This window comes from Acidisoma sp. L85 (assembly GCF_009765865.1).
Taxonomy (GTDB): domain Bacteria; phylum Pseudomonadota; class Alphaproteobacteria; order Acetobacterales; family Acetobacteraceae; genus Acidisoma.
The window spans coordinates 205243-227623 of sequence record NZ_LMUQ01000026.1 but is presented as its reverse complement, the minus strand read 5'-3'; the positions used below and the strand labels follow the sequence as shown (position 1 = coordinate 227623).

Below are 22381 nucleotides of genomic sequence, written 5' to 3'. Positions count from 1 at the left end.
CCCATGCAAAGCATTCCCGCCGTGAGCGAAAGCTCAACCGGGGCATCCGTCATGCTGCGGATGGAAGGCATCTCCAAAGCCTTTCTCGCGGCCCGGGTATTGAAGAACGTGGATCTGACCCTGCAGAAGGGTGAGGTTCACGCGCTTCTCGGGGAGAACGGGGCGGGAAAGTCGACCCTGATGAAAATCATGTTCGGCGTCGTCCAGCCAGATGCGGGGGTTATCGATCTGGATTCCGTTGGCCCAATTCGGGTCGATGGACCGCGTCACGCGCTGGCCTTAGGGATTGGGATGGTGAGCCAGGAACTCAGCCTTGTTCCGCAACTTGACGTGGCACAAAACATCTTTCTCGGGCAAACGCCGGCCATGGGGATCGTACCGCGCCGGCGCTATCGCGACGAAGCGGCTATCATACTGCAAACTCTGGCACCTCATCTGCAGGTCGATGCTCCTGTCCAGACCCTAGGCATGGCAGACCGTCAGCTTGTGGAAATCAGTAGAACCTTGGCACGTGGCGGCCGTGTCATCGCCTTTGACGAACCGACATCCAGCCTGACGCCTGCCGAGCAGGAAGCGCTTTTCGCTGTAATCCGGCGGCTTCAGCATGACGGCAAGGCGATCGTCTATATCTCGCATCGTATGCAGGAGATCCGCGCCATCGCCGACCGGGTCACGATATTGCGCGATGGTGCGGTGGTGGCATCCGGGCCGATCGGTGATTTCACCGATGACGCCCTCAATGAGCTGATCGCCGGGCGAGAGCTTTCGCGTGCGTTAAGCCGCCATCACGTTCCCAAGGAGAACGCCGCTGCTCCGCTGCTGGAGTTGCGGAACCTCTCGACCCAGCGGATTCGTAACATCGATCTTACGGTGAGGCCCGGTGAAATCATGGGCCTCGCGGGGCTCATGGGTTCCGGGCGGACCGCGATCATGCGCAGCATTTTCGGGATCGACAAGAAAACCTCGGGACAGATCCTCATTGATAGCGAGCCCGTGGACATCCACGGGCCGGCCGACGCCATTGCCGCCGGGATCGCGCTGATTCCTGAGGATCGTCGTGGTCACGCCATCGTGCCGATGATGACGGTGGAGCAGAATTTCGGCCTTGCAAGCCCGCGCAAGTTTTCTCGGCTGGGCGTCCTGCGCGGAGCCACGAGGCGAGGGGCGATCGATCATTTTGTTGGCGAGCTCGGTATCCGTCCGACAACGACAGCCTCGCTCATGAGCAGCCTGTCAGGTGGCAACCAGCAGAAAGTCGTGATTGCCCGCTGGCTGGCGACCGGAGCGCGTGTTCTGCTGTTTGACGAGCCCACCCGCGGCATCGATGTCGGGGCGAAAGCCGAGATCTACACTCAGCTGAAGCGCCTCGCCGAGAGCGGCGCCGCCATCCTCGTCATTTCGTCCGAGCTGCCGGAGCTGCTCCTGCTGTCGGACCGCATCGCAATTGTCTCTGGCGGGCGTCTGACCCGAACCGTCGAAAATACCGAAGATCTCAGCGAAGATATGCTCATCGCCTATACGGAAGTGGATGGCACAGCATGAAAACCCAGGCCGTTAAAACCGAGCTATCCCCCGCCGCCCTGGCTCCCTCAATCGGGCGGCGCAAGAGCGTCTTCCGGCAAGCCGGGGCTTTGACCGGCTGCGTTGGCCTGTTCGTCATCTTCTCGATCCTGACGAGCAACTTCTACCAGCCGGCTAATCTCATCGATGTCATGCTCCAATCGTCGATCAACGCGATCATCGCGGTCGGCATGACGCTTGTCATTATGACGCGCGGGATTGATCTCTCGGTTGGCTCGGTTGTGGGTCTGTCGAGCATGGTGGCATCGGACATGCTGTCTCATGGGCTGCTTGTCGGTATTATCGCCGGCCTCGTCGTCGGTTTGCTGTGTGGCGCGATCAACGGCATTCTAATCGCAAAGCTCAAATTGCCAGATTTCATCGTGACTCTCGGCACGCTGAGCGTGTTTCGCGGGGCCGCGCTGATCTACACCAACGGCCAGCCGATCTACGGTCTGCCGCCTGCCTTCCGTGACGCCTTCGCGGGGCGAATATTGGCGATCCCGACGCCGGTGCTGCTTGCCATCATAATCGCGGTCGCTGCCTTCCTGTTCATTCGCTTCACCGCCCTGGGCGAACAGGTCATCGCCATCGGTGGCAATGAGGAGGCCGCGCGCTTGTCCGGCATCAGCATCGATCGCGGAAAAATACTAGTCTACACGATATCCGGCGTGCTCTCGAGCATTGCGGGCTTCGTGCTCATCGCGCGCATCGGCGCCGCAGAGCCTATTGGCGGCAGCGGATTCGAGCTTCAGGCGATCGGCGCGGCGGTCATCGGCGGCGCCAGCCTGTTCGGCGGGATAGGCAATCCACTCGGTTCCCTCATCGGCGCGCTGACCCTTGGCGGTTTGCAGAACGGCCTGACGCTCATGAACGTGCCTTCCTTCTGGCAATACGTGGCTTCCGGCGCAGTCGTCATCCTCGCGGTTTACGCGGACCAGTTGACCCGCAAGCGTCGCTAGGTATGACATCCTGGCTCGCGTCGGGTTTGCGAAGGGGGAAGCACAATGGAAACGGCACGGCCAAAACGGGTCGCCATAACGGGAGCCTGCGGCAACCTCGGTCGCAAACTGGTGGAATCCTGTGTCCGCGCCCCGTGGTGTGATGAGGTTGTGGCCCTCGACATCCGTTCCTGGGATGGCGCGGGCGACAAGGTTTCCTCGGTCGTTGCGGATCTTGCGGATCGCAGGGATCAGCGATGGCTGGACGCGCTACGCGGCGTCGATGCGATCGTTCATTTCGCTGCCCAAAATCCTTATACGGACGCCAACTGGGAAGACATGGCGGCCTCGATCGACATGACCTTGAACCTCAGCGGCGCCGCGCAGGCAATGAATGTCGGGCGCTTCGTCTTTGCGACGTCAAACCATGTGATGGGCGGCTACAAGGAAGAGTCGGACCGCATGCTGCCCGGATCCCTGACGGTCGATCTTCCGCCGTGGCCCGGCACAAAGGTGAAGGAGCCGAATGGCAGCGAAGTCCAGCCCCATCCTTATGCTGTCTCGAAACTAACCGGCGAGCGCATTTGTCGCGAACGCGCGCTAGGCTCGAACGGCAGCCTCACGACCGTCGCGGTTCGGATCGGCTGGTGTCAGCCGGGAGACAACCGGCCGGAGACGCTCAATGCTACTGGCATGCCCGGAGCGGAGCACAGCGGCGAAATGGATGCCGAAGCCGCGCGAGACCTCGCTTGGTTCCGCAACATGTGGCTATCCAACAGCGATTTCGCGCAGTTGTTCGAACGCGCGATCTGCGCCGATGCCGGCGCTTGGACGGAGCCCTCGATAATCGTCAATGGCATGTCCAACAACGATCGGATGGTTTGGGACATCGCACAGACCGCGCGGCTACTCGGCTATCAACCGGTCGATAACGTCTCTGCCGGCTAGCGCTGAGCAGTATGTCCGCGGCGGGATTCGAACCCACGACCCCAGGATTCATCCCACTTCGGCTTCCGCCGCCGGCGACCGAAATGGCCGCCGTTCGTGGTCTGGACTGTCCCTTCGCCTTGAGATGGAACCCGTTCCATCCGTTAGGCGTCGCCCGTCCAGTCTCTACACCTTCCTCGCCGGGTAGGCGGGGCTTGGCTCGGGATTGGCTGGGTGCGCGTGCACCGGGAGCTTTCCCCGACTTTGAGCGAATCCGCCGCGCGGTTTCCCCTCGCGACGCCCAATCGATTGCCGAAACTCCTTCGAGTTCCGGCGACCAGGAATCCTGTGCTCTATCCTACTGAGCTACGCGGACATAGGCTGCCGAGGATAAAGCGGCTGCGCGTGGTGGGCAAGCCGCGCCCAGACCAGCCAGCAGGAGAACGAGCCGATGTGTCAGCGGTGCGACTTTACCATTCATGCCGCCCAGCATCATTTCGGCTGGGACAATAGCTTCACCCCGGTTCTCCGCACCGAGCCGGGCAAGCGCATCGAATTCGTCTGCAACGACGCCTCGGCCGGCCAGCTCGGGCCGAGCAGCACGGTGGCCGATGTCGCGACCCTGGATTTCAGCCGGATCAACCCGGTCAACGGCCCGGTCTATATCGAGGGCGCCGAGCCGGGCGATGTGCTGAAGGTCACGATCGAATCCTTCGCGCCCTCCGGCTTCGGCTGGACCGCCAATATCCCCGGCTTCGGCCTGCTGGCGGACCAGTTCACCGACCCCGCGCTGAAACTCTGGTCCTACGACGCGAACGAACTCGCCCCCGCGGCATTCTCCGACACCGCCCGCGTGCCGCTGAAACCCTTTGCCGGCACGATCGGCGTCGCTCTGGCCGAACCCGGCCTGCACTCGATCGTTCCGCCCAGGCGGGTCGGCGGGAATATGGACATTCGGGATCTGGCGGCGGGCACCACGCTCTATCTGCCCATCGAGGTCCCCGGCGCCTTGTTCTCGATCGGCGATACCCATGCTGCGCAAGGCGATGGCGAGGTTTGCGGCACAGCGATTGAAAGCCCGATGACGGTGGTGGCCCAGCTCGACCTCATCAAGCAGACGCCCTTGGCCACGCCGCGCTTCACCACGCCGGGGCCGGTCACGCGCCACCTGGATGGTGCAGGCTATGAGGCGACCACCGGCATCGGTCCTGATCTGATGACCGGCGCGCGAGACGCCGTTTCTCGCATGATCGACCTGCTTTCCGCGCAGCATGCGCTCTCGGCCATGGAGGCGTATCTTCTTTGTTCGGTGGCCGGTGATCTTCGGATCAGTTGCGTCGTCGATCGGCCGAATTGGCTGGTCTCCTTCTACTTCCCGCGAATTATTTTCGCATGAGAGAGGCCGTTTGGATCTACTGGGTGCCTTCCGATGTTTCGTGCGCGTGGCCGAAACCGGCTCCTTCTCCGCAGTGGCGCGAGAGGTAGGAGCCACGCAGCCCGCGATCTCCCGCCAGATCGCCGCCCTCGAGGCGCATTTCGACGTCCGCCTGATCCAACGTACCACGCGCAGCCTGACGCTCACGCAAGACGGCCAGGACCTGTTGAGCCATGCTCGCAGGGTGCTCGATACGGTGGAGGAGACCGAGGAGGTGCTGGGCAAGCGCCGCGCCTCACCCTCCGGAACGGTTCGGCTCGCTTCTTCCACCGCCATGGCGCGCCTGCATATCGTGCCCCGCCTGCCGCGCCTGCTCGAGCGCTACCCGCAGTTGGAGGTGGAGCTCAGCATCTCCGAGCAGGCCCAGGATCTCATCGCCGAGAATATCGACCTCGCGATTCGGGCAGGAACGATCGGCGATTCCTCGCTCGTGGCGCGGCATTTGGGATCGACCGGCCGTGGCGTGATGGCCGCCACCTCATACCTCGCGACGCATGGCGAGCCGCAGTCGCCGGCCGAACTCGCCGACCATGCCTGCATCATCTACACGGGCGGCTTCGGCTCCCAGAGGCTGACGGCCCATAGCTGGGATTTCGAGGGGCCGGCCGGCAGCGTGACGGTCGAGGTGAGCGGCCGCTTCCGTTGCGACAGCGTCGAGGGGATCAGTGACGGGTTGCGGGCCGGGCTCGGCGTCGCGCGGCTGCCGATCTGGATGTTCAGCGAGGATATCCGAAGGGGCGAGGTGAAGCCGATCCTCACCCATTGGCAGACCTCGCGCATTCCGATCCACGCCGTATATCCCTCCCGACGCCACCTGGCGCCGCGGGTGCGCGCGATCATCGACTACTTTGTCGCGGAGTTCCGGCTCGATCCTGTGGTCTCCGACCACGTAGCTGCCGCCTGAACCCGCGAAAGATGCCCGCCACGCGCACGAGAAGGCTATAAGGGCGCTGGAGGAAAAGGACACGTCGGATGAATATGCCGGCCTATGCGCGGGCACCGCTCTCGATCGAGGTCATCTATGACCTGATTTGCCCCTGGTGCTTCATCGGCACGCGGCGCCTCATGCGCGCCCTGCGGCGGAGGCCGGAATACGCCACCAGTATTAAATGGCGTCCGTTTCTGCTCAATCCGGATATGCCGCGCGGCGGGATGTCGCGCGTCGATTACCTCACGCGGAAATTCGGTGCGGAGGACCGGGCGCGGCGCCTGTTCAACTCCATCACGCAGCTCGGCCGGGGTGAGGATATTCTCTTCCGCTTCGACCAGATCAAGCGGTCACCGAGCAGTGTCGATGCCCATCGGCTGGTCGGCTATGCCAGCGGCTTCGGCCGCGCCGAGATCGTCGCGGATGCTATTTTCACGGCCTATTTCACGGATGGTCTGGATATCGGGTCCGCCGAGGTGCTCGTCCGCGTCGCGATGCAATGCGGGCTCGACCGGCGCGAGGTGCGTGACTACCTCTCCTCGGGGGACGGCACGGACCAGGTGCATGGTGACAATCTTCGCGCCCATCGCCTCGGCATCAACGGCGCGCCCTGTTTCGTTCTCGGCCGCCGCCACGCCATCGCCGGCGCGCAGGAGGAGGAGGTGTTGGACCGCCTCCTCAATGTCGCGGCGCTCGATATGACCGAGGACTGACTGCCTATGTCTTCTTCAGCGGCTTGTGGGCGCGATCGACCAGGCGGCGCAGCAGGCCGGGCGGCTTCGGCGGTGGCGGCGGCTTGCGCTGGGCGGTGGCTTCCAGGCGCTCCCGCTCCTTGGATTGCAGCCACTTATCCAGCGACATGCCGGCTTTCTGCGCCCGCTTCGTCTCATAGGCCTTCTGTGATTCGCTCATTTTGCGCTGCATGCCGCATCTCCCGCCCGTCGCGCTCATCTGGCAGGCGGCCGCGCGGGTGTCGAGAGGGGCTTTTGGTTACGAGGAAGCCACGCCGGCATGTCTGAGGCGCGGGTCAAGGCCGGCATCTGGGTGCAGGCGGCGCTACGCCTCGCCGATATCGGCGGCCGGCCCGGCATGGTGCTGCGCCGGGGCGACGCGGATGCCGGCGGCGTGCTGGCGGTGTTGCGCGACCGCGAGGGCGGCGTCTCCGTGTTGTCGCAGACCCGGACGGATGGCGGAGCGCTCGCCTGGATGCGCGGCACCGGCGCCGCGCCGGTGGACGACGCAACGGCCGATGCCTATGTGGCGCGCCAGATCCGCATCGATCCGGACCTCTGGGTAGTCGAATTCGATGCCCCGGATCTGCTGCCGCCGTTCGAGGGCAAAGTTATTTAGAATGCGATGACTTTGGTCAGGACCATGCTCATCGTACCACGTCATGTTCGGCGAAGGCCGAGCATCCACGCCTTTTCTCGCTTCACAAAGGCAAGGCGTGGATGGCATGCCTTCGCATGCCATGACGAATCGTTGGGTGACGGCTCGGGGATCGAATCATGACGCACTACCCCCTCCGTGCACGGGAGGGGAAAAGCCGTCAGCGCGTTTAGTTCACCCCAGCTTCACAGCCCGGCCCGTCTTCAAACTCTCCAGCGCCGCATTCGCTAGCCGCAACGCCTCCGCGCCATCGCGGAAACTCGTAAGCGGCGTCTGCTTCGCCGCGATGCTGTCGACGAAATGCGCGACCTCATTGGCGTATGCATCAGCGTAGCGCTCGATGAAGAACGGCAGCACCACATCGCCCGCTCCGGTGCGCTCCGCCGAAAAAGCCGTGACCGTCGTTGCCGTCTTGTTGCCGGCGAGCAGCATGCCCTTCTCGCCGAAAACCTCGAGCCGCTGGTCGTAACCATAAGCGCAGCGGCGGCTGTTGTTGATGTGGATGAGCGCGCCGGAAGTCGCCCGCATCGTCACCATCGCCGCGTCGATATCGCCCGCCGCCGCGATGGCCGGGTCGACCAGATTGGCACCGAAAGCCTGCACCTCTGCGATCTCGCCCGCGAAGTAGCGTGCGATGTCGAAGTCGTGGATTGTCATGTCGCGAAACAACCCGCCCGAGACATTGATATAGGCGATCGGCGGCGGCGCCGGATCGCGGCTGGTGATGACGAGTTGCTCAAGCTTGCCGATCTCGCCAGCGGCCATCCGGTCGTGCGCCGCGCGGAAGGACGGGTCGAAGCGACGGTTGAAGCCGATCATTACCGTGGCGTTGAGATCGCGAATGTCGTTCCAGCACTGCTCGACCTTCGCCATGTCGAGCGCGATCGGCTTTTCGCAAAGGATCGCCTTCCCGGCCCGGGCGGCGGCCGTGATGAACTCGACATGCGTGTCCGTGCTGGTCGCGATGAGAACGGCATCGACCTCCGTATCCCGCAGAACTTCCTCGATGGAGGCGGCTGCCTTCACTCCGAGTTCCGCCGCCATGCGATCGGCGGCGGCGGTCACCACGTCGAAGACTGAGGTGAGGCGGGCCTGCGGATGCCGCGCGAGGTTGCGCGCATGCATGGTTCCGATGCGGCCACAGCCGAGAACGGAGAAACGGATCATCATTTTTCTTTCGTGTGGCGAGGGCGTGTGAGTGTTCGGGTCGGCGTGCGAGATGTCGGCAACGGCCAAAGAGGGCAGGGCGCCGGAGCGCTGAGTCGGCAGGCGATCCTTCCCTCACGCGCCGCTTAGATTGGAGCGTTTCTTTTTCTTCGATCTAATTCTGGAAGTCGTATTCCATTCACGCTATGGGATGTCAACGGGAGATGACGCCCATGCAGGACGTAGGACATGATTTCGCTGGCGCGGGGGAAACGGACGAAGTGGCGCATGTCGCCGCGCCACCCGCCGAGACCCCGCGCGATTTCCGAACCCTGCGCGCGCTGATCCTGGAACGACGGGACGGGCTGCCCAAGCGGTTGATCCAGGTCGCCGAATTCGCGCTCCAACATCCGTCGGAGATCGCCTTCGGCCGCGTCGCCGAACTCGCGAGGCAGGCGGGGGTACAGCCCTCGACGATGATCCGCTTCGCCCAGGCGCTCGGCTATTCCGGCTTCTCCGATCTCCAGCTCGTCTTCCAATCCCATGCCCGCGACCGCTGGCCCGACTACAATACCCGTCTCGAAGCGCTGCAGGGGGGCGCGATAAGCGGGGACGTAGCCGCATTGCTGGATGGGCTGGTCGAAGCCTCCTGCAACTCGACAATCAGTTTCCGTCAAAGCGTTGACCTCGTCGCGCTGGAGCAGGCCGTCGTGGTCTTAGCGGCGGCGCGGACTATCCATATCGTCGGTGTGCGGCGCGCCTTCCCTGTCGCGATCTACCTCACCTATGCGTTGCAGAAGCTCGGGGCGCGCTGCGATCTGATCGACCAGCTTGGTGGGCTAGGCGGCCGCCAGGTCGATCTCATCGATCCGGAGGACGCGCTGCTGGCGGTGAGCTTCACGCCCTACGCGAGCGAAACCTTGTCGATCACGCGCGCTGCCTTCGATCGCGGCGTGCCGGTGATCGGCATCACTGATTCCCCCTTTTCACCGCTTGTCCAGACCGCATCTGTCTGGCTGGAGGTTGCCGAATCTGATTACGCCGGCTTCCGCTCCCTCGCGGCGACCTTCGCTTTAGCAACGACCCTGGCCGTCGCTTTGGTCAGCCGCCGCTCGGCGACCGGTTCGGCTCAAGATTCTTCGGATCAAACTAAAAGGAATGAATGAACCATATTGACTTCGATTTGGAATACTGATTTTAGTGTGCTCGGCTGATCCTGAGGGGTCGGCCCAATGAATTCGGGAGGACGTAAATCGATGCCAGCCCCAAGCCTGGATCTGATCGCGATCGGCCGCAGTTCGCTCGACCTCTATGGCCAGCAGATCGGCGGTCGGCTTGAGGATATGGGCAGTTTCACCAAAGCCGTTGGCGGCTGCCCGTCGAATATCGCCATCGGCACCGCGCGTCTCGGCCTGCGTTCCGCTCTCATTACCCGTGTCGGAGATGAACAGGTCGGCCGCTTCATCCTGGAGCAACTGGCGCGCGAGGGCGTGGAGACCGCCGGCGTCGTCACCGACAAGGCGCGCCTCTCGGCGCTGGTCATTCTCGGCGTACGCGACAGCCACACCTTTCCGCTCATCTTCTACCGAGATGACTGCGCCGACATGGCTCTATGCGAGGACGACATCGACGAGGCCTTCATCGCCTCGGCCGCCGCTGTCGTCGTCACCGGCACCCATTTCTCCCGCCCCGGCGTCGCCGCCGCGCAGAACAAGGCGATCCGCATCGCCACGGCGAACGGCCGCAAAGTCATTTTCGATGTCGATTATCGCCCCAACCTCTGGGGCCTCGCCGGCCATGACGCCGGCGAAAGCCGCTACATCCGTTCGGACGAGGTGACCGCCCATCTGGCGCCGGTTCTCGCCCAATGTGACCTCATCGTCGGCACGGAGGAGGAGCTGCATGTCGCTGGCGGGTCCGAGGATACGTTGCAGACCATCCGCAATATCCGCGCGCTCTCTTCCGCCGTCATCGTCTGCAAGCGCGGCCCGATGGGCTGCGTCGTTTTCCCCGGTGCGATCCCTGACGATATCGAGGATGGCGTGCGCGGCCCCGGCTTCCCGGTCGAAGTCTATAACGTGCTCGGCGCGGGCGATGCCTTCATGTCCGGCTTCCTGCGCGGCTGGCTCAAGGATGAGGCGCTGGAGACCTGCTGCGCTTACGCCAATGCTTGCGGCGCCTTCGCCGTTTCGCGCCTCCTTTGCTCACCCGAAATCCCGACTTTCGCCGAACTGAAAACCTTCCTCGCCAATGGCAGCCCGCATCGCGCCCTGCGCCATGACGCGGCGCTCAACCATGTCCATTGGGCCACCACCCGGCCCGCCAGCCCGCCGGGCATCATGGCGCTCGCGATCGATCACCGTGTCCAGCTCGAGGCTGTCGCCAAGGAAGTCGGCGCGCCCTTCGCGAAGATCGATGACTTCAAGGTGCTGGCCGTGCAGGCCGCCGCCCGCGTCGCCGACGGCCGCCCCGGCTTCGGCATGTTCATCGATGGCCGCTACGGGCGCGAGGCCCTGTTCCGCGCCGCCGACCACAAGCTCTGGGTCGCACGCCCCGTGGAACTCACCGGATCCCGTCCGCTCGACTTCGAATATGGCGGCAGCCTAGGCACCCATCTCATCGAGTGGCCGACCGCGCAGGTCATCAAATGCCTCTGCTTCTACCACACAGATGACCCAGAGGAGTTGAAGCTGCGGCAGGAGCGGGAGTTGCAGCGCGTCTATGACGCCTGCCGCAGCCTCGGCCGCGACCTGCTCATCGAGATCATCGCCGGCAAACACGGCGCGCTGACCGACGACACCATCTCGACGGTGATCCAGCGCATCTACGACATCGGCATCAAGCCCGACTGGTGGAAGCTGGAGCCGCAAAAAAGCGCCAAGGCCTGGGACGCCATCAGCCAGGCCATTTCCCGCAACGACGAATACTGCCGCGGCGTCATGGTGCTGGGGCTAGAAGCGCCGATCGAGGATTTGGTCGAGGCTTTCCGCGCCTGTGCCGGTGTGCCGCTGGTGAAGGGTTTCGCGGTCGGTCGCACGATACATATCGAGCCTGCACGCGCATGGCTGGCGGGCCGCATCACGGACGCGCAAGCTGTGGACCAGATGGCCGAAAGGTTCTCCCGCCTCGTCGAGGCCTGGGGGCAGGCGCGGCGAGCGGAAGCGGCCTGAGCCGTGGACGCAATGGGGGGAACGGGCATGAACAAAATCCGGTTGACCATGGCGCAGGCCCTGGTGCGCGCCATGGCGGCGCAGAAGACGATCATCGAGACGCCGGATGGCAAAACGTCGACCGTGCCGTTCTTCGGCGGCGTCTGGGCGATCTTCGGCCATGGCAATGTCGCCGGCATGGGCGAGGCGCTGCATGGCATTCGCGAACGGCTTCCGACCTATCGCGCGCATAACGAACAGGCGATGGCCCATGCCGCCATTGCCTATACCAAGGCGCTGCGCCGCCGCCGGGTGATGGCCTGCACAACATCGATCGGGCCCGGCGCGCTCAACCTCGTCACGGCCGCTGCACTCGCCCATGTCAATCGCCTGCCGCTGCTTCTGTTACCGGGCGATATCTTCGCCACCCGCCGCCCAGATCCGGTCTTGCAGCAAGTCGAGGATTGGAGCGACGGCACGATCAGCGCGAACGACGCCTTCCGCCCGGTCTCGCGTTATTTCGATCGCATCACGCGCCCCGAGCAGATCATCCCAGCCTTTGCGCGCGCCATGCAGGTTCTCACCGATCCGGCGGAATGCGGTCCGGTGACGCTCGGCCTCTGCCAGGATGTGCAGGCCGAGGCTTATGATTTCCCCGCGCATATGTTCGAGGACAAACTCTGGGTGCCGCGCCGTCCGCGGCCCGATGTCCATGAATTGGGCGAGGCCGTGCAGATGTTGCTCGGCGCGAAACGCCCCTTCATCGTCTGCGGCGGCGGCGTGCTCTATTCGGAAGCCGAGCGCGAGCTGGCCGATTTCGCGCAGAGCTACGGCATTCCAGTCGGTGAGACGCAGGCCGGCAAATCCTCGCTGCCCAGCACGCATCCTATGAATCTCGGCGCAATTGGCGTGACCGGCACGGGCGCCGCCAATACGCTGGCGGCGGAGGCGGATGTCGTCCTCGCGATCGGCTCGCGGCTACAGGATTTCACCACCGGATCCTGGGCGCTTTTCCAGGGGGACGGTCGTCGCATCATTGGCCTAAACACGCAGGCTTTCGACGCCGGCAAGCACAATGCTCAGCCGCTGCTCGCCGATGCGCGCGCCGGGTTGTCGGAACTTGCGGCGGCGCTGGGCGACTGGCGCGCACCCAAAGCTTGGGCGGGTCGCGCGGCGGAGAACAAGGCGAGCTGGACCGTCGAAGCCGCCGACTACACGGCGGCACCGGTCGCGGAGAGCAACGAGCTACCCTCCGACGCTCAAGTAGTTGGCGCGGTCCAGCGGCAGACGCAGGCGGATGACGTCATCGTCTGTGCCGCCGGCGGGTTGCCGGGCGAGCTGCACAAGCTGTGGCTGGCGAGCAAGCCGGGCGGCTATCACATGGAATACGGCTTCTCCTGCATGGGCTACGAAATCGCCGCTGGCCTCGGCGTGAAAATGGCCGAGCCCGAGCGCGAGGTCATCGTGATGGTGGGCGACGGCTCCTACCTCATGCTGAATTCCGAGATCGCGACCTCCGTTATGCTGGGCCACAAGATAACCCTCGTGATCCTCGACAACCGAGGCTACGGCTGCATCAATCGCCTGCAACGCGCGACCGGCGGGGCGCCATTCAACAATCTCCTGCGGGACGCTGTGCATGAGGTGCTGCCGGAAGTTGATTTCGCGATGCATGCGCGCAGCCTCGGCGCAGTGACGGAGAAAGTCGCGAACCTCGCGGCACTTGGCCCAGCGCTGGAACGCGCACGCGCAAGCACACGGACTTATGCCGTGGTCATCGACACGGATCCGCTCATCAGCACGGATGCCGGTGGCTATTGGTGGGATGTCTCGGTGCCGGAAGTCTCCGTCCGCAGCGAGGTCCGCGCCGCACGCGAAAAATACGAAGCCGCCATCGAGCACCAGTTCATCGGCAATTGACGATGGGCTGGGGCGCCCGCATCGCGAAGGAAACTGCCGCACCATGACCATCCGCATCGGGGCCAATCCCATCTGCTGGTCCAATGACGACATGGTCGAGCTCGGCGGCGACACGACGCTCGAGACGATTCTCAGCGAAGCGCACCAGGTCGGCTTCGAGGGCCTCGAGTTGGGCAAGAAATTCCCCCGTACCCCAGACGCGCTGAAGGCCGCGCTGGCGCCTTATGATCTCGCCTGCATCTCCGGCTGGCACTCCGCCAAGCTGCTCACGCGTGATGCCAATGCGGAGTTCGCCGCCATGGGCAAGCACCTCGCTTTGCTCAAGGCGATGGGCAGCACGGTCATGGTGGTTTGCGAAACTTCCAACACTATCCAGGGCGAAATCGAGACGCCTCTGTCACGCCGCCCGCATCTCAAAGGCGATGAGTGGAAGGTTTTCGGCGCGCGGATGACCGCCGTGGGTGACCGGCTGCTGACCGAGGGCATCCGCATTGTCTACCACCACCACATGGGCAGCGTCGTGCAGAGCGATGACGATATCCATGCCTTCATGGCTCATACAGGACCGTCGATCGATCTGCTGCTCGATACCGGCCATGCGGCCTGGGGCGGCGCCGATCCGGCGGCGCTCGCGGCCCGCTATCGCGATCGTATCAGCCACGTCCACACCAAGGATATTCGTCCCGCCGTACGCGCGCAAAGCGATGCCGAGGACAGGAGTTTTCTCAAAAGTGTCCTCAACGGCGTCTACACCGTGCCCGGCGACGGCACGATCGACTTCGCGGCGATCTTCCGAAGTCTCCCAGGCTATTCCGGCTGGGTCGTGCTGGAGGCCGAGCAGGATCCGAAGAAGGCCAATCCGCTCGTCTATACGACGAAGGGCTATGCCTATCTCAAGACAGTGCTGACACAGACGGGGCTGATGTGATGTCGAAGCTTCTGCTCCATCCGAACGCACCCGATGGCGACGGCTATATCCACGACATCACGCCCGCTAGCGCCGGCTGGGATTATGTCGGTTTCGCCGCGCTCGAACTAAAACCCGGCCAGCGCGTGACGCGCGAGACCGGCGGCACCGAAGTCTGCCTCGTTATCCTTTCGGGCCGCGCCCGCATCGAAGCGGGCGCGGAGGATTTCGGCATGCTCGGCGAACGCGAGTCGGTTTTCGATGGCATCGGCTGGTCCGTCTATATCCCCGCGCATTCCCGCTGGACTGTGACCGCCGAGACCGCCGCCGAAATCGGCGTCTGTTCCTCCCCCGCCGAAGGCAAGCTGCCCGCCCGTGTCATCACACCGGACGAGGTGGGGCAGGAAACGCGCGGCAAGGGCACCAATACCCGCTATGTGCGAAACATCCTGCCGGATACCGGCATCGCCGAATCTCTGCTCGTGGTGGAAGTCGTCACCCCCGGCGGCAATTGGTCGAGCTACCCACCGCACAAGCATGACGTGAACGATCCGCCGCGCGAGACCTATCTTGAGGAAACCTACTATCACCGCCTCAAGCGCGGCTCAGGCTTCGCGCTACAGCGCGTCTATACAGACGACCGATCACTGGACGAGACGATGGCGGTCAGCGACCGTGATGTCGTGCTGGTGCCGAAAGGCTACCACCCAGTCGGCGCGCCGCACGGTTTTGATCTTTTCTATCTCAATGTGATGGCGGGACCGGTGCGCGAGTGGCGCTTCACGATGTCGCCCGACCACGCATTCCTGACCTGGTAAGCAGCGCATCGCGCGCGAGGAGTCGAAAGTGGATACTGTTCAGCACTATATCGGGGGCAAGCTGACTTCCGGCGCTTCCGCGCGACGGGCGAAGGTCTACCAGCCGGCGGATGGTTCGGTCGCGCGCGAAGTCGTTCTCGGCACGCGTGACGATGTCGATGCCGCGGTGCGTGCGGCGGCCGCCGCCTTCCCAAAATGGGCCGCGACGACCCCGCTGATGCGCGCTCGCGTCATGTTCCGTTTTCGCGACCTCATCGAGCAGAACGCGAAGAAGCTCGCCGCCATCATCACCGAAGAGCACGGCAAGGTGCTCTCCGATGCGCTGGGCGAAGTCACGCGCGGCATGGAGGTGGTGGAATACGCGACCGCCGCTCCGGAGCTGCTGAAGGGTGATTTCACCGAACAGGCCGGACGCGACATCGACGCTTTCTCGCTGCGCCAGCCGCTCGGCGTTTGTGCGGGCATCACGCCATTCAATTTTCCCGTGATGGTGCCTTTGTGGATGCTGCCGATGGCAATTGCTTGTGGCAATTGCTTCATCCTCAAACCCTCGGAGCGCGATCCCAGCGCCTCGTTGCTGCTCGCTGATCTGCTCAAGCAGGCGGGGCTGCCGGATGGCGTGTTAGGTGTGGTCCACGGCGACAAGGAAGTCGTGGATGCGATCCTGGAGCACAAAGGCATCCAGGCGGTCAGCTTCGTGGGCTCCACGCCGATCGCGGAATATATCTACCACACCGGCGTCAAGAACGGTAAGCGCGTGCAGGCGCTGGGTGGTGCGAAGAACCACGCCGTCATCATGCCGGATTGCGATCTCGACAAGACCGTCGATGCGCTGATGGGTGCGGCCTATGGCTCGGCGGGCGAGCGCTGCATGGCGATTTCCGTGGCCGTCGCAGTCGGAGGAATTGGCGACAAGCTGATTGAGACCATGGCGCCGCGCGTGCGCGCCCTGAAAATCGGGCCGGGCACGGATAGCACAGCCGAAATGGGTCCGCTCGTCACCAAGGTGCATCTCGACAAAGTCACCGGCTATATCGATGCCGGTGTGGCGGAGGGCGCGAAGCTCGTGGTGGATGGCCGCGGCCTGAAGCTGCAGGGCTACGAGAACGGCAATTTCATCGGCGGCACGCTGTTCGACGACGTGACGCCCGAGATGAAGATCTACAAGGAGGAGATCTTCGGTCCGGTACTCGCGGTCGTGCGCGCCGATGACTTCACCTCGGCCATCAAGCTCGTCAATGAGCATGAATTCGGCAACGGCACCTCCATCTTCACCCGGGATGGCGATTCTGCCCGCGCCTATATGCACCAGGTCCAGGCCGGCATGGTGGGCATCAACGTGCCAATCCCGGTGCCGATGGCCTATCACAGCTTCGGCGGCTGGAAGCGCTCGCTCTTCGGGGACCACCACATGCACGGGCCGGAGGGCGTGCGGTTCTTCACCAAATACAAGGCGGTGACCTCGCGCTGGCCGGCCGGTATCCGCGCCGGGGCGGACTTCGTGATGCCAACGCTCGCCTGACGGATTATTGCGGGGCTGCCGTGCCGGGAGCGCTTGACAAGAGTGTTCCCGGCGCGAAACCTCTAAAATTGCAGATGCGGCTCAAACCGCGCGGAAACGGGAGGGTTTATGGAGCCGAACGAGACGGTCGCAAGCGCGCCAGCGCTTGACGCCAAACCGAAGTCGACCGCGCTTGAAATGCGTGGAATCAGCAAAACCTTTGGCTCCGTCCGCGCTCTGACGAACGTTTCCCTCACGGCCTACGCTGGTGAAATTCACGCCCTGATGGGGGAGAATGGCGCCGGCAAATCGACCCTCATGAAAATCCTCTCCGGCGCCTATCATGCCGATCCGGGCGGCGAGATCAGGATCGACGGTAAGCCTTTGCAAATCGGCAGCCCCCAGGCCGGCCGCCGCTCCGGCATTGCGGTGATCTACCAGGAATTGGCGCTCGCCCCGAATCTCACCGTCGCCGAGAATATGTTTCTGGGCGAGGAAATGCGCCGTGGCGGCATGATCGACCGCGCCGCCATGAACGCCGCCGCCCGGCCTTTCCTGGAGCGTCTGTCGGCGCCGTTCTCGCCTTCCGCCAAGGTCATCAGCCTGTCGATCGCCGAACGCCAGCTCGTCGAGATTGCGCGGGCGCTGGCAGGCCATCCGCATATCCTGGTGATGGACGAGCCGACGACCTGCCTTTCGGCCCGCGAGGCGGATAAGCTTTTCGCGATCATCCGGCAGCTTCGGTCCGAGGGGATCGCGATCATCTATATCAGCCACCGGATGGGCGAGGTTTACGAACTCTCCGACCGCGTCAGCGTATTGCGCGACGGCGGCATGGTCGGGACGCTCATGCGTGCGGAACTGAATGCCCCGACGCTGGTGCGCATGATGGTGGGACGCGACGAATCTTCCTTCTACAAGAAAGAGCATCGGCCGCCGGAGGAAGGGCACCGCAAAACCGTTTTCGAGGTGCGGGACATGGCCGATGTCAGCCGCGTCCACGGCTGTTCCTTTGTGGTGCGGGAAGGGGAGGTGCTGGGTATCGCCGGTCTCGTTGGCTCCGGCCGCACAGAGCTGGCGCGGCTGATCTATGGCGCCGACCCGAAAACCCGTGGTCAGGTCTTCATCGAGGGTCAGGAGAAGCACATCTCCAATCCGCGCGACGCGATCGACGCGGGGATTGTGTATCTCACCGAAGATCGCAAGGTGCTCGGGCTGTTTCTCGATATGAGCATCAGCGGCAACCTCAATATCAACGTCATCGGCGAAGACTCCCTGACCGGCGGCGTGCTCAACCTTGCGGCCGCGCGCCGCCGGGCGGCGGCGGCCATCCAGAAACTAGGGGTGCGCGCGCCTAACGCCGAGATTAATGTCGGCAGCCTCTCGGGCGGCAATCAGCAGAAAGTGCTGTTGTCGCGCCTGCTCGAAAGCAAGCCGAAGGTGCTTATCCTCGATGAGCCGACGCGCGGCGTCGATGTCGGCGCCAAATCAGAAATTTACCGTATCATCGACGATCTGGCACGCGGCGGCGCGGCGGTCGTCGTGATCTCCAGCGAGTTGCCGGAAGTCATCGGTGTCTCCGATCGCGTCGTCGTCATGCGGGACGGCCATCTGGTGGGCGAGGTCGAGGCGCATGCCGGTGCGCCCATCACTCAGGAAGCCGTGATGGCGCTCGCCACGGATCTCGCGGCGGCTCACGCGGCGTGATGACCCCGAAGAATAAATCCTTCAGCATGAGAGGGCCGAGAAATGTCTGAAGTAGCGGGCGATCCGATCGCGGGAAAAAGTCGCGAAACGGTCACGCATGCGCAGCGCATGCGGGCGATGTTCCAGTACGCCGGGATGCTGCCGGTCCTGATCCTGCTTTGCATCGGCTTCGCCATCGAGAATGGGCGATTCGCCTCGCTCACCAATATCTCGATCGTCCTGCAGCAGGCCGCGATCAATACGGTTCTCGCGGCCGGCATGACTTTTGTCATCCTCACCGCCGGTATCGACCTTTCGGTCGGCTCGATCCTCGCCGCTTCCGCGATGGGCGCTTTGCTGGTCTCCAAGATCCATGGCCTCGGCATGCTGGGCATCGTCGCAGGGCTCGCGGTCGGCCTGGGGTTTGGTCTCATCAATGGCCTGCTTATCGCGCTGGTTCGCCTGCCGCCCTTCATCGTGACCTTGGGTTCGCTGACGGCGGTGCGCGGGATGGCGCGGCTGATGGGCAGCGACACCACGATCTTCAACGCGAACCTGCCTTTTGCCTTCATCGGCAATGGCACGCTTTTCGGCGTGTCCTGGCTCGTCATCATCGCGCTGATTGTGGTGGTGCTGTCCTGGTTCATCCTGCGGCGAACCGTGCTCGGCACTCGCATTTACGCGGTCGGCGGCAATCCGGACGCGGCGCGGCTGACCGGCATCAAGGTCGGTGTCATCCTCATCTTCGTCTACGCGACCTCGGGTTTCCTTGCCGGGCTCGGCGGCGTCATGTCCGCCGCACGCCTCTATGCCGCGAATGGGTTGCAGCTTGGGCAGAGCTACGAATTGGACGCCATCGCCGCCGTCATTTTGGGTGGCACAAGCTTCACCGGTGGCATCGGATCGATCTGGGGCACACTGATCGGCGCATTAATTATCGCGATCCTCACGAATGGGCTTGTGCTTTCCGGTGTCTCGGATATTTGGCAGTTCATCGTGAAGGGTCTCGTCATTATCGGTGCCGTGACACTCGATCGCTATCGGCTGGACCATAACGGCCGCACCTGACCGGCCCGGAACGATCCGGGCCCCATCAACGCCATTCGGAGGACAGATAATGCAGCTTACCCGTTCGGGTCTCTCCCGCCTCGCCCTCGGCGCCGCGCTCGCGGTGGGTCTCGCCAGCCCGTCTTTCGCGGCTGACATCAAGAATGTCGGCATCACCGTCGGTTCGCTCGGCAACCCCTATTTCGCCGCGACCGATAAGGGCATCCAGGCGAAAGCCAAGGAGATCACGCCGGACGCGCATCTCACCGCGGTATCGTCGGATTACGATCTCAACAAGCAGTTCACCCAGATCGACAACTTCATCGCGGCCGGTGACAGCATCATCATGCTGAATGCCGTCGACCCGGTGGCGATCCTGCCCGCGGTGAAGAAGGCTCAGGCCGCCGGCATCGTCATCGCCGGGTTCGACGTCGCGGCGACCGGTGCCGACATCACGGTCATGACCGACAACGTCAAGGCGGGCGAGATTGCTTGCCAGTACATCGTCGATCATCTGCCGGGTAAGAAGGGCAATGTCATCATCATCAATGGCCCGCAGGTCTCGTCCATCGTCGATCGCGTGAAGGGCTGCCATCAGGCGCTCGCCACAGCGCCGGACATCAAAATCCTGTCCGATAACCAGAACGGCCAGGCCTCGCGCGATGGCGGTTTCGCGGTGGGACAGAGCATGTTGACCCGCTACCCTCAAATCGATGCGGTCTTCGCGATCAACGACCCGACGGCGATCGGTTTCAGCCTCGCCGCGAAACAGCAGAACCGTAAGGACCTTTTCATCACGTCAGTCGATGGAGCCCCGGATATCGTGGGCGAGATCGCGAATAAGGACGGGATGATCAAGGCTTCTGCCGCGCAGGACCCCTACGGCATGGCCGCTCAGGCCTATGAGATTGCCGTTGGCATCGTCGGCGGCAAGAAGCCCGCGAACAACGTCATCCTGCTCGCGCCGACACTGATCACCGCGGATAACGTTGCAAGCTACAAGGGCTGGGATCCGACCGCCGCGAAGTAAGCGCGCCGGACCAGGACCGCTACAAGCCCGCGTCGATCCTCGGCGCGGGCTTTTCTTTGTCGGGGAAAGGATCGTAGCGATGACGAATGTTCCGGCGGCGAATTGGCGCGGCGTCGTGCTGATGTTCGCGGCGGGATTGGCGCTGGGCCTCGGCCCCGCAGCGCCCGCGCGTGCCGCGACGCCTGATCAGACGCAGATCGCGGACGCGCTCAAGGCCTGGATGACGGCATTCAATACGCGCGATGCCGCTCATGTCTGCGATCTCTTCGCGCCTGACCTGGTCGCTGCCGTCCAGGGCAGCCCGACCCGTCATTTCGACACGGTTTGCGCGGGCCTGCGCAAGGCGCTGGCGAATAACTCGCGCGCCTTGCACTACACGATGGCAATCCGGGACATCATCGTCTCGGGCGACCTCGCCGTGGTGCCGATCGCCTGGACGCTGCAGGAGCGTGTTGGCCAAGGCAAGCCGCGCGTCGTATCCAAAGAAATCGGCATGGACGCCTTCCAGCGCCAAGCGGACGGCAAGTGGAAAATCACACGCTTCGTGAGCTTCACGATCCCCGCGAATGCGAAGTAACCGTCTGAGTTGCGGACATGAGCCGTCGGGGGTTTCCATCGTCATCTTCGGCGAAGGCCGAAGATCCACGCCTTACTCGCGGCGAGAAGGCAAGGCGTGGATTCTCGGCCGCGGGCGGCCCCGCCTTCGCCGAGCATGACGGGGGTGAAATCACTCCTGGCACTAGGCTCCGTTCAATCCAGCGTCACCCAGCGCTGCGCCCGCGACGATTCCAGCGCCGCGTCGATGACGCGCTGAACCTCATAGGCCTCGCGGAAATCAGCGAAGGGTCGCGGCCCGCCTGCCAGCGCTTCGAGGAAGTTGCGGATCTCGATGACCTTGAGATCGTTGAAACCGATCTGGTGGCCGCCCGCGATGCAGAAGGCGCCATAAGGCGGATGCTCCGGCCCGGCCAAAATGGTGCGGAAACCGTTGCGCGATCCGTCGCGCTCGACCTTGTAATAGCGCAGCTCGTTGAAGCGTTCCTGCGAGAAAACCAGCGCGCCCTTCTCGCCGATCACCTCGAATTCCAACTGCATCTTGCGGCCGGAGGAAAGCCAGCTCGTCTCGATCACGCCACGGCAGCCACGCGCGAAACGCAGCAGCATGCGCGCTTGGTCATCGACTTCTACAGCGCGTGACCCGCCACCACCGGGCAGCGGCCGCTCGGGAATCACCGTCTCGACATCGGCGCAGAGCGCGGAAATGGGGCCCAGCAAGAACCGCGCGATGCCGATGATGTGGCTACCGATATCGGCGATGGCACCCGCGCCGCCCGCAGGGTCCAGCCGCCAGGTCCAGGGCGACTGGCGGTCGATCATGAAATCCTCGGCATGGATGCCGCGGAAAGACCAGATTTGGCCAAGCTCGCCACTGGCGATCATCTCATGCGCCAAGGCCAGCATCGGATTGCAGATATAGTTGAAGCCGACCTGCGTCACGATCCCGGCGCGCTCGGCGGCTTCCACCATTTCCAACGCCGCCACGGCGGTCGGCGCGAGCGGCTTCTCGCAATAGACCGGCTTGCCAGCGGCGATCGCGGCCAGAGCGATGGGCGCATGCAGCAGATTGGGCGCGGTGATATCGACGACATCCACCGCCGGATCCGCGACCAGCGCCCGCCAATCTCCGGTTGAGCGGGCAAAGCCCAGCCGCGCCGCGGCGCCACGCGCCAGATCCTCATTCGCATCCGCCAGCACCTCCAGCACCGGCGCCAATGCCAGGTCGAAGACTCCGCCGACGGTGCGGAAGCCCAACGCGTGGGTTCGCCCCATAAAGCCGGACCCGACAAGCCCGATGCGTACCGGTTTCTTCATGGCGTCCCCTAAACACATCGATTGCATCGCACCGCTATTTGCCACGCGCGGCCTCGCGCGTCATCGGTTCGCTCGCGCGGTTTTGCGGGGGCGAGCGGTGGCGGTAGGGTCGCGCGCGGTTGAGC

At 63.8% G+C, this 22381-nt stretch carries 20 protein-coding genes; 17 read left to right on the top strand and 3 right to left on the bottom strand.

Annotation, left to right across the window (positions count from 1 at the left end; translation table 11 throughout):
• The first annotated feature begins 3 nt into the window (after positions 1–3).
• From GSQ83_RS06990 to GSQ83_RS06965, 6 genes are all read left to right on the top strand, one after another.
• Positions 4–1542 (top strand): sugar ABC transporter ATP-binding protein, encoded by a 1539-nt coding sequence (locus GSQ83_RS06990; protein ID WP_158802161.1) that lies wholly within the window; start codon positions 4–6, stop codon positions 1540–1542.
• A complete protein-coding gene (locus GSQ83_RS06985; protein WP_158802160.1) occupies positions 1539–2522 on the top strand; it encodes an ABC transporter permease in 984 nt (327 codons plus the stop codon). Before GSQ83_RS06990 ends, GSQ83_RS06985 begins: the two co-directional genes overlap by 4 nt.
• A 45-nt stretch (positions 2523–2567) precedes the next feature.
• On the top strand, positions 2568–3449 hold the full coding sequence (locus GSQ83_RS06980) for an NAD(P)-dependent oxidoreductase (RefSeq protein WP_158802159.1): 882 nt from the start codon (positions 2568–2570) through the stop codon (positions 3447–3449).
• A 430-nt stretch (positions 3450–3879) separates the two neighbouring features.
• On the top strand, positions 3880–4824 hold the full coding sequence (locus tag GSQ83_RS06975; RefSeq protein WP_158802158.1) for an acetamidase/formamidase family protein: 945 nt from the start codon (positions 3880–3882) through the stop codon (positions 4822–4824).
• Complete coding sequence (locus tag GSQ83_RS06970; RefSeq protein ID WP_256367072.1) at positions 4745–5767, top strand: LysR family transcriptional regulator; 1023 nt, start codon at positions 4745–4747, stop codon at positions 5765–5767. Before GSQ83_RS06975 ends, GSQ83_RS06970 begins: the two co-directional genes overlap by 80 nt.
• A 68-nt stretch (positions 5768–5835) precedes the next feature.
• Positions 5836–6504, top strand: a complete 669-nt coding sequence (locus GSQ83_RS06965; protein WP_158802156.1) for a DsbA family oxidoreductase — start codon at positions 5836–5838, stop codon at positions 6502–6504.
• 4 nt (positions 6505–6508) lie between these two features.
• Here the strand turns inward: GSQ83_RS06965 and GSQ83_RS06960 are convergent, their stop codons facing one another.
• Complete coding sequence (locus GSQ83_RS06960) at positions 6509–6703, bottom strand: hypothetical protein (RefSeq protein WP_254065535.1); 195 nt, start codon at positions 6701–6703, stop codon at positions 6509–6511.
• 99 nt (positions 6704–6802) lie between these two features.
• Between GSQ83_RS06960 and GSQ83_RS06955 the strand changes: the two genes are divergently transcribed.
• Complete coding sequence (locus GSQ83_RS06955) at positions 6803–7141, top strand: DUF1491 family protein (RefSeq protein WP_158802154.1); 339 nt, start codon at positions 6803–6805, stop codon at positions 7139–7141.
• 213 nt (positions 7142–7354) lie between these two features.
• Here GSQ83_RS06955 and iolG read toward each other — a convergent pair whose 3' ends face one another.
• Positions 7355–8350, bottom strand: a complete 996-nt coding sequence (gene iolG / locus GSQ83_RS06950; RefSeq protein WP_254065534.1) for an inositol 2-dehydrogenase — start codon at positions 8348–8350, stop codon at positions 7355–7357.
• A 209-nt stretch (positions 8351–8559) separates the two neighbouring features.
• Between iolG and GSQ83_RS06945 the strand changes: the two genes are divergently transcribed.
• The 10 genes from GSQ83_RS06945 to GSQ83_RS06900 all read left to right on the top strand — a co-directional run bounded on the left by GSQ83_RS06945 (position 8560) and on the right by GSQ83_RS06900 (position 20961).
• Positions 8560–9492 carry a MurR/RpiR family transcriptional regulator gene (locus GSQ83_RS06945; RefSeq protein WP_158802153.1) on the top strand — a complete coding sequence of 311 codons (933 nt, stop codon included), beginning with the start codon at positions 8560–8562 and terminating at the stop codon, positions 9490–9492.
• A gap of 90 nt (positions 9493–9582) precedes the next feature.
• Complete coding sequence (gene iolC / locus GSQ83_RS06940; RefSeq protein ID WP_158802152.1) at positions 9583–11496, top strand: 5-dehydro-2-deoxygluconokinase; 1914 nt, start codon at positions 9583–9585, stop codon at positions 11494–11496.
• A 27-nt stretch (positions 11497–11523) separates the two neighbouring features.
• Positions 11524–13395: a 3D-(3,5/4)-trihydroxycyclohexane-1,2-dione acylhydrolase (decyclizing) gene (gene iolD / locus GSQ83_RS06935; protein ID WP_158802151.1), complete on the top strand. Its 1872-nt coding sequence runs from the start codon at positions 11524–11526 to the stop codon at positions 13393–13395.
• Positions 13396–13438: 43 nt separating this feature from the next.
• A complete protein-coding gene (iolE, locus tag GSQ83_RS06930) occupies positions 13439–14323 on the top strand; it encodes a myo-inosose-2 dehydratase (RefSeq protein ID WP_158802150.1) in 885 nt (294 codons plus the stop codon).
• Positions 14323–15120 carry a 5-deoxy-glucuronate isomerase gene (gene iolB / locus GSQ83_RS06925; protein ID WP_174246635.1) on the top strand — a complete coding sequence of 266 codons (798 nt, stop codon included), beginning with the start codon at positions 14323–14325 and terminating at the stop codon, positions 15118–15120. The genes iolE and iolB overlap by 1 nt, the downstream gene beginning before the upstream one ends.
• A 28-nt stretch (positions 15121–15148) precedes the next feature.
• Complete coding sequence (locus GSQ83_RS06920; protein WP_158802148.1) at positions 15149–16642, top strand: CoA-acylating methylmalonate-semialdehyde dehydrogenase; 1494 nt, start codon at positions 15149–15151, stop codon at positions 16640–16642.
• A 108-nt stretch (positions 16643–16750) separates the two neighbouring features.
• Positions 16751–18328 carry a sugar ABC transporter ATP-binding protein gene (locus GSQ83_RS06915; protein WP_158802147.1) on the top strand — a complete coding sequence of 526 codons (1578 nt, stop codon included), beginning with the start codon at positions 16751–16753 and terminating at the stop codon, positions 18326–18328.
• Between the two features lie 42 nt (positions 18329–18370).
• Positions 18371–19375 carry an ABC transporter permease subunit gene (locus GSQ83_RS06910; protein WP_158802146.1) on the top strand — a complete coding sequence of 335 codons (1005 nt, stop codon included), beginning with the start codon at positions 18371–18373 and terminating at the stop codon, positions 19373–19375.
• Positions 19376–19424: 49 nt separating this feature from the next.
• Positions 19425–20384 (top strand): ABC transporter substrate-binding protein, encoded by a 960-nt coding sequence (locus tag GSQ83_RS06905; protein WP_158802145.1) that lies wholly within the window; start codon positions 19425–19427, stop codon positions 20382–20384.
• A gap of 79 nt (positions 20385–20463) precedes the next feature.
• Complete coding sequence (locus GSQ83_RS06900) at positions 20464–20961, top strand: SgcJ/EcaC family oxidoreductase (protein ID WP_158802144.1); 498 nt, start codon at positions 20464–20466, stop codon at positions 20959–20961.
• 173 nt (positions 20962–21134) lie between these two features.
• On the opposite strand, the gene GSQ83_RS06895 is transcribed toward GSQ83_RS06900, so the two are convergent.
• Complete coding sequence (locus GSQ83_RS06895) at positions 21135–22256, bottom strand: Gfo/Idh/MocA family protein (RefSeq protein ID WP_158802143.1); 1122 nt, start codon at positions 22254–22256, stop codon at positions 21135–21137.
• Between the last annotated feature and the right edge of the window lie 125 nt (positions 22257–22381).